The sequence below is a fragment of the Paenibacillus jilunlii genome (assembly GCF_900102965.1).
Classification (GTDB): domain Bacteria; phylum Bacillota; class Bacilli; order Paenibacillales; family Paenibacillaceae; genus Paenibacillus_AQ; species Paenibacillus_AQ jilunlii.
On record NZ_FNGM01000002.1, the window covers coordinates 355,556 to 361,756 of the forward strand.

Here is a 6,201-nt window from a genome sequence, read left to right on the forward strand (position 1 = left end):
GACGTACAAATTGAAAGGAGATACTATGAAAACACCTGCTTCTGAAGTCATTAGAACAACCGCTCTAACATTGTTAGCTGAACATCCCAAAGGAAAAAGCCTTGCAGACCTCAGATTCCTTACGGAAAGTGTATTGAAGCAGGTTATCGAACCTGATAACCAGAAGAATGGTAAATATAGGTCTGCCTTGTGGGACTTAGAAAAGCGATATCCAAAATATGTACTTAAAAAAAACGAAGGGCGAGCTGCAATATTTATCCCTACTGAAAAACTGCAAAATGAAAAGGGTCTTATTGAAGTTCCAGTATACTCTCCCTCAGTAAAGGAACTATTAACAAAATCCAGTTCTTCAACCAGCAAAAATTATAAAAATTATGTGGAAATAAAAGCAAAAATAATAGATGTACTACAATTAATAGAAAATATAGATCTCAAAAGCTTTGATATAAGAGATTTCAGAGACTATACAGAAGCAGCAGATATTATGAAAGCCATCATCCATCTTGAAGGTTTACAAACACTAAAATACAGCCTGCAAATGGTCAAGTCGGAGGATGAATACCATAAATAAAAAAAACCCAGCTCCACTAACGAAGCGGAGAAGGGTTGTCTTCAAAGTGCAGCCAGCTCTACTAACGAAGCGGAGAAGACTACACTTAAATCAGTATATGTGTATGTTAATAGTATTATGCATAAATGCAGAAGTCAAGTGTATCCTGCTGCACGAAAAAATGAAAGGAGCGAAACTACGGAGTGAGTTTTCATTTATATTTTGATGAGGCTAATAAGATTGATCAGCCAAATAAAGCATTTTCTTATTATGGCGCTTACGGCGGAATGGATACAACTATGGATCAAACTACGAGAACAGTAAAAGAGATATGCACAGCTTTACATACACAAAGTGAGCTCCATTTTAGGGAATATAATCATGACCAATACATAAAAAAATATTTCAAAATACTAAATTATGTAATCAGCCAAGATGTGAATATAAATATAATTATTGTCAACAACGAAAACGCTTATTCAATTGCTAAAGAAATGAATTTAAGCATGCTGGAGCTTCGCAAATTATTTTATATCAAAATCCCTGAAAGACTGTTTTATGGCGTTACACGTCACTTGAATCTGCCAAGCAATGTTGAAGTGAATATACGTGTCGATCGGAGCGATGAATATAGTGCATTACGATTGTATTCGAAAATTAAAGAGCAAATGAATGCCCACTCCGTTTATAGAAACAAAAGATATACCATTAGATCCGTTCGCTCACTTCATTCTCATGAATCCATACCTTTGCAAATTATTGATACATTTATGGGGATCGTTGTCTACTTGATGGAGAAGGGTTATACCGAAAACTCTGATGCTTCCTTAATAAAAAGTGATCTGATTTACCGATTCTTATTAGAAGGATTGAATATTGAAAGGTTCCAAAAACAAATAAAGTTATTTCAATGGGATGGCAGTGATGTTCTGTCCGAATTGCCAATAAGCAATTATATATCGAGGTTTATTGTTTACAAATCACAGTATGATACCAAGGAGATGACAAAGTTAAACTCGATTTTATTAGAACATCCTCATAAACCCACCAGAGATTACAGAGAATTGATGGGATATCCCAATACAAGATTGAGAATGATGCTAGGCTATAAAGATGAACTCGAAGGCAGAGGCAGGAATTATTTTTTGTTGCTATAACCTGTAAAAATCAACAAGCGGCACAGCTAACGTACCGCTTGTTCCCCCCACCCTCACGCCTCCCTCAGCAGTCGATCCAGCAGCCCGAACGCCGCTTCCAGCTCCGCCTTAGGAATGCCGCCGTATAAATCTCCAATGTTCAATTCGTAAGAACAGGAGAACTCGCCGGTTTCCTTCAGACGCGGGGTAAATCCGATACCGGTTTCCTCGCTGAATGTGATCAGAATCCGCTCCACCTGCTCCCTGGACAGGGCAAAATGCACATGGAACATATTCGACACCGGCACTTCCGGGAGCGTGCTTATGTTATGGCAGCCGTTGAACAGAGCCGCAAGCTCCTTGGCCCCCGCATAATATTGCCCCATCTTGTCCACTCTCTGCCGGTAATAATGCCGGGCGGGGATAATGTATGGATACAGGCTGATCAGGTCCCCGCCATGCCGCCTTTTCCAAATCTTCGATTCTCCGGTAAAATCCCCGCTTCCCGCAAGAACAGCTCCGGCGATCCCGCCAATGCCTTTATAAAAAGAGATATATACGCTGTCGAACAGGCTGCAGACTTCAGCGGCGGTTTTGCCGTAATACGGCAGCACCTCGAACAAACGCGCGCCGTCCAGATGCAGCATAATGCCCTGCTCACGGCAATAGGCGGATATCGCTTCAAGCTCCGCATAGTCCGGCAGCTGTCCGCCAATCTCGCGCTGGGGCAGCTCCAGCAGGAGGCAGGCGATCCCGGCACCCATGTTTTTCACATCTTCGAGTGTAATCAGACGGTCCTTGCCCGCGAGCAGCAGCGGCTGCAGATGATGCAGCTCTTTTAGTCCATCCTGCTCATGAATTTCCAAGTGGCACAGCGGATGGTACGCTACGCGCTTGCTGCCCTTGCGGTCACTCCAGATTCTAAGCGCAATCTGCTGCGCCATCGTGCCGCTGGGAAAAAACACAGCCGCTTCCTTCCCCAGCACCTCCGCCATCTCCGCCTGAAATTCCTCGATTAGCTCCCCCGTACCGTACATATCACTGGCCATATGCTCCTCGACCCCGGCAAAAGCCTCCTTCAGCACCCGGACCTCCCGTTTGCCGTGGCCTGCCAGCTGCACAGGTGCAGCATTAAAAGCTTCTGACAGAGATTTACTGTTATCCATTGGTGTTTTGCTAATATTCATCCCCTGAACTCTCCTTTCCAACCTGCTTGCGTATAACCAGTTTGAGAAAATTATATCATTTTCTGCCGCAAATCCGCTTTTTTTCGAAAGTTCACGTTTTGTTCCCTGCTGTTCAGGTGAAATTAATGCATCGCTGTGCTACAATATTGGAATTGCAAAGGCAATCGCTTAGGGAGGTTTAGTACAACACCATGCTCATTATTGGTATCGCCGGCGGAACCGGCTCCGGCAAAACAACGGTAGCGCGCTCCGTCATTGACCGTTTGGGAACAGATAAAGTGACGTTCATATCTCAGGATAACTATTATAAAGACCACTCGTACCTCAGCTTTGAAGAACGCGGAGGGATTAATTATGATCATCCGCTTGCTTTTGACAACGAGCTGCTGATCGGGCATTTGGATTGCCTCAAGGCCGGACAGGCAGCCTATGCCCCGGTCTATGATTTTACCGTTCATGCCCGCTCTACCGATAAGACCGTTGAACTGCTGCCGAACAACATCGTCATTGTGGAAGGGCTGCATGTCCTCTCTGACGAGAAGCTCCGCGAGCAGCTTAATATTAAGGTTTTTGTCGACACGGACCCGGATGTGCGTATTCTCCGCCGCGTCCTCCGGGATATCGAGGAACGCGGACGGACCATCCGTTCCATCCATACCCAGTATTTGACTACAGTCAAACCGATGCATGAAGCATTTATCGAGCCGTCCAAAAAATACGCCGATCTGATCATTCCCGAGGGCGGGCAGAACGAAGTGGGCATCCAGCTGCTGTCCGTGCTCACCGAGAAATATCTGTCGGGCGATCATCAGTGGACTGGAAAGTAAGGATACAAGTTTAGTAAAGGCTGCCGGGAGCTCCCGGCGGCTTTTTTGGCGTGAACCAACTTTGATATAATTGGGATAGATAACAACTAAAGGACAGTGGTTTCATCATGACGCTGATGGACGAGCTAATTTTCGTATATTTGAATCATTCCTCCGAACATTCTTACGTTCTCGATCTGGAAGCCATGGAGATTAGAATGGATGGCAGTGAATTCGAGACCGGAGAGCCGGAAATCGATTGGGAGGATGAGCAGAGTGAAGAGCGGTATATTTATATCCCGACATCCGACAGCGACACGGCCTATCAAGTAATGCAAAATTTTGCGTACCAAACGAAATCGGACCGGGAAGGGATGCTGGTTAATGCCCTCAATGGACACAAGCCTTTCCGGAGCTTTAAAGATGTGCTCTATGAGCTTGATCTCTGGGATGAATGGAAATGCATTTATAAATCCCGCTTGAATAGGAGTGAACGGTACATGAACCTGGCTGATCTGAGCAGATGCATTAGCAGTGTGATTATGAAAAGAGGAGAGGACTACCTTCTCTCCGGCCATGTGGAGTCCGTCCATGAGCTGAAGCCCGGCCTCTACCGGGCACGAGTCGCCGGAACCGAGCTTTACGAAGTGCTGGTGCAGCTTGGAGAACAGGATAGGGTGCTTTCATCCTCATGCAGTTGTCCATATGATGTGGATGCAATCTGCAAACATCAGGCCGCGGTGCTGATGTATCTGAGGGACCATTTGCAGGATGACGCCGGCCCCCCCGGATTCGAATCAGCCCCGGCTGCAAGTCTGCAGCAGATGCTGGAGATGAAGGACAAAAGCGAGCTGGTCTCCCTGCTGTTATCCCTCGCACTGGCTTCGGAACAGACAGAGCAGAGAATCCGGATCTACTTATCCGATGCCCAGAACAGTGATGGAATTGAAGACTATCGGGATTTGATCCGCTCTTATATTGACCTGTATGCAGACAGGCACGGGTTTGTGGGCTGGGGAAAAGTGGACAAGGCTCTACAGGGCGCCGAACTGGTCGCTGCCAAAGCAGTTCAGGTCTTTGAAGAAAATAATCCGCTCCAGGCGGTGCGAATCAACCTGTGCATCCTTGAAGAAATGCTGGAACTGCTTCAGGCCTCCGACGATTCGAACGGCACTGTGGGCGGCATGATTGAGGACAGTCTGGATCGTATCTTTGAGGTTGCAGAGTTAGGGGAGCAGTTGCCGCCAGAGACCGCAGAGACGCTGTTTCATCTGGTGCTGGACATGACGCAGCATCCGGAGATTGACGGATGGCCGGACTGGCAGCTTGATTTGCTCCGATGTGCTAACGAGCTAGCCGTTTCAGAGGAGTTGCAAGCGCTGTGGGATGAACAAGCTAAGCTGTTAGGTCAAAGCTCCGATTCGGGATCCCGGAGCAGTCAGTACTTTGCGTCCGGCGTGGCTGAAATCCGTCTGGAACAGCTGAAGAAGCAGGACAGCGGTGAAGAATTGCAGGATTATCTGTACAACAACCTGCAATACTCCTCCTTCCGCGAGCAAGCTATCCGTCTTGCGCTCGACGCTGCCCGGTATGATGAGGCAATTCGCTTGGCTGAGGAAGGGGAAGCGCAGGACAGTGCAGACCGTTTGCCAGGACTCGTCAGCAAGTGGAGGCAGCTCCGGTATGAAGCCTATAAGTTGTCGGGAGATACATTGGCTCAGAGGGATCTCGGTATGGAGCTGCTATGTGATGGAGATCTGTCCTACTATCCTGCCGTTAAATCTGCGTATCCAGCCGCGGAGTGGCCGCCAATCTATAACGCGATCTTGGACAGATTGGAGCAGCACTGGTCGTGGAATAATGTATACACGAAGCTTTTGATACAGGAGAAAGAATTCGACCGGCTGCTGAAGTATGTGCAGAAGTATCCAAGGGAGATTGAAGAATATTATCCGCATCTTCTGGCCGGCCACCTTCAGGAGGTGGTCGCCATTTTCCAGTCTTATATCAAGCAGTCAGCTGCTGGATCTTCTACGCGCAATCACTACCGGCAGGTCTGCGGGACCATCCGGAAGCTCCGTAAAGCCGCCGGTTCCGCGACTGCTGAGCAGGCCGCGCATTCACTCCTGGCCGCTTACCCCAATCGGCCAGCCTTTAGGGATGAGCTGACCAAGCTGCTGGAGAGCTTTTGAGCAAACTTCAATCTGCGCGGAACGCGTTGAAGCAGCTATCCGGCGCACCCGAGGCCCCAGTGCTGGAACAACGGCATTTCTGCCATTGTTTCCTCCTGTTCCGGCCTCGGCGCGCTTAACAACGGCATTTCTGCCGTTGTTTCCTCCTGCTTCGGCCTCGGCGCGCTTAACAACGGCATTTCTGCCGTTGTTTCCTCCTGTTCTGGCCTCGGCGCGCTTAACAACGGCATTTCTGCCGTTGTTTCCTCCAGCAGATCGTTCACGGCGGAATCAGAGGTATTTTTACCTCTCATTTCCACCAGTGGCCCGTTTGCAGCGTATTCAGAGGTA

6 protein-coding genes are annotated in these 6,201 nt (G+C 48.0%); 4 read left to right on the forward strand and 2 right to left on the reverse strand.

What is annotated here, in order from left to right:
• Window positions 1-25: 25 nt before the first annotated feature.
• On the forward strand, window positions 26-571 hold the full coding sequence (locus tag BLQ82_RS06335; protein WP_062520648.1) for a hypothetical protein: 546 nt from the start codon (window positions 26-28) through the stop codon (window positions 569-571).
• A gap of 182 nt (window positions 572-753) precedes the next feature.
• Window positions 754-1,707 carry a DUF3800 domain-containing protein gene (locus BLQ82_RS06340; protein WP_062520646.1) on the forward strand — a complete coding sequence of 318 codons (954 nt, stop codon included), beginning with the start codon at window positions 754-756 and terminating at the stop codon, window positions 1,705-1,707.
• Between the two features lie 53 nt (window positions 1,708-1,760).
• Here BLQ82_RS06340 and BLQ82_RS06345 read toward each other — a convergent pair whose 3' ends face one another.
• Window positions 1,761-2,852 carry a threonine aldolase family protein gene (locus BLQ82_RS06345; RefSeq protein WP_062520751.1) on the reverse strand — a complete coding sequence of 364 codons (1,092 nt, stop codon included), beginning with the start codon at window positions 2,850-2,852 and terminating at the stop codon, window positions 1,761-1,763.
• Window positions 2,853-3,064: 212 nt separating this feature from the next.
• Here BLQ82_RS06345 and udk point away from each other — a divergent pair, with 212 nt between their 5' ends.
• Together udk and BLQ82_RS06360 are read left to right on the forward strand one after the other, a co-directional pair.
• The gene (gene udk, locus BLQ82_RS06350) at window positions 3,065-3,700 is read left to right on the forward strand and encodes a uridine kinase (protein ID WP_062520644.1); all 636 of its coding nucleotides are present in this window, start codon (window positions 3,065-3,067) and stop codon (window positions 3,698-3,700) included.
• Window positions 3,701-3,807: 107 nt separating this feature from the next.
• On the forward strand, window positions 3,808-5,871 hold the full coding sequence (locus BLQ82_RS06360; protein WP_082722546.1) for an SWIM zinc finger family protein: 2,064 nt from the start codon (window positions 3,808-3,810) through the stop codon (window positions 5,869-5,871).
• A 35-nt stretch (window positions 5,872-5,906) separates the two neighbouring features.
• Here BLQ82_RS06360 and BLQ82_RS31280 read toward each other — a convergent pair.
• Window positions 5,907-6,201: hypothetical protein (locus tag BLQ82_RS31280; RefSeq protein ID WP_074647929.1), on the reverse strand; the 295-nt coding region annotated here is incomplete at its 5' end.

Coding starts and splice junctions, on each gene's coding strand:
- BLQ82_RS06335 (WP_062520648.1), top strand. CDS start 26: ATGAAAACACCTGCTTCTGAAGTCATTAGAACAACCGCTCTAACATTG.
- BLQ82_RS06345 (WP_062520751.1), bottom strand. CDS start 2,852: ATGGATAACAGTAAATCTCTGTCAGAAGCTTTTAATGCTGCACCTGTG.
- udk (WP_062520644.1), top strand. CDS start 3,065: ATGCTCATTATTGGTATCGCCGGCGGAACCGGCTCCGGCAAAACAACG.
- BLQ82_RS06360 (WP_082722546.1), top strand. CDS start 3,808: ATGACGCTGATGGACGAGCTAATTTTCGTATATTTGAATCATTCCTCC.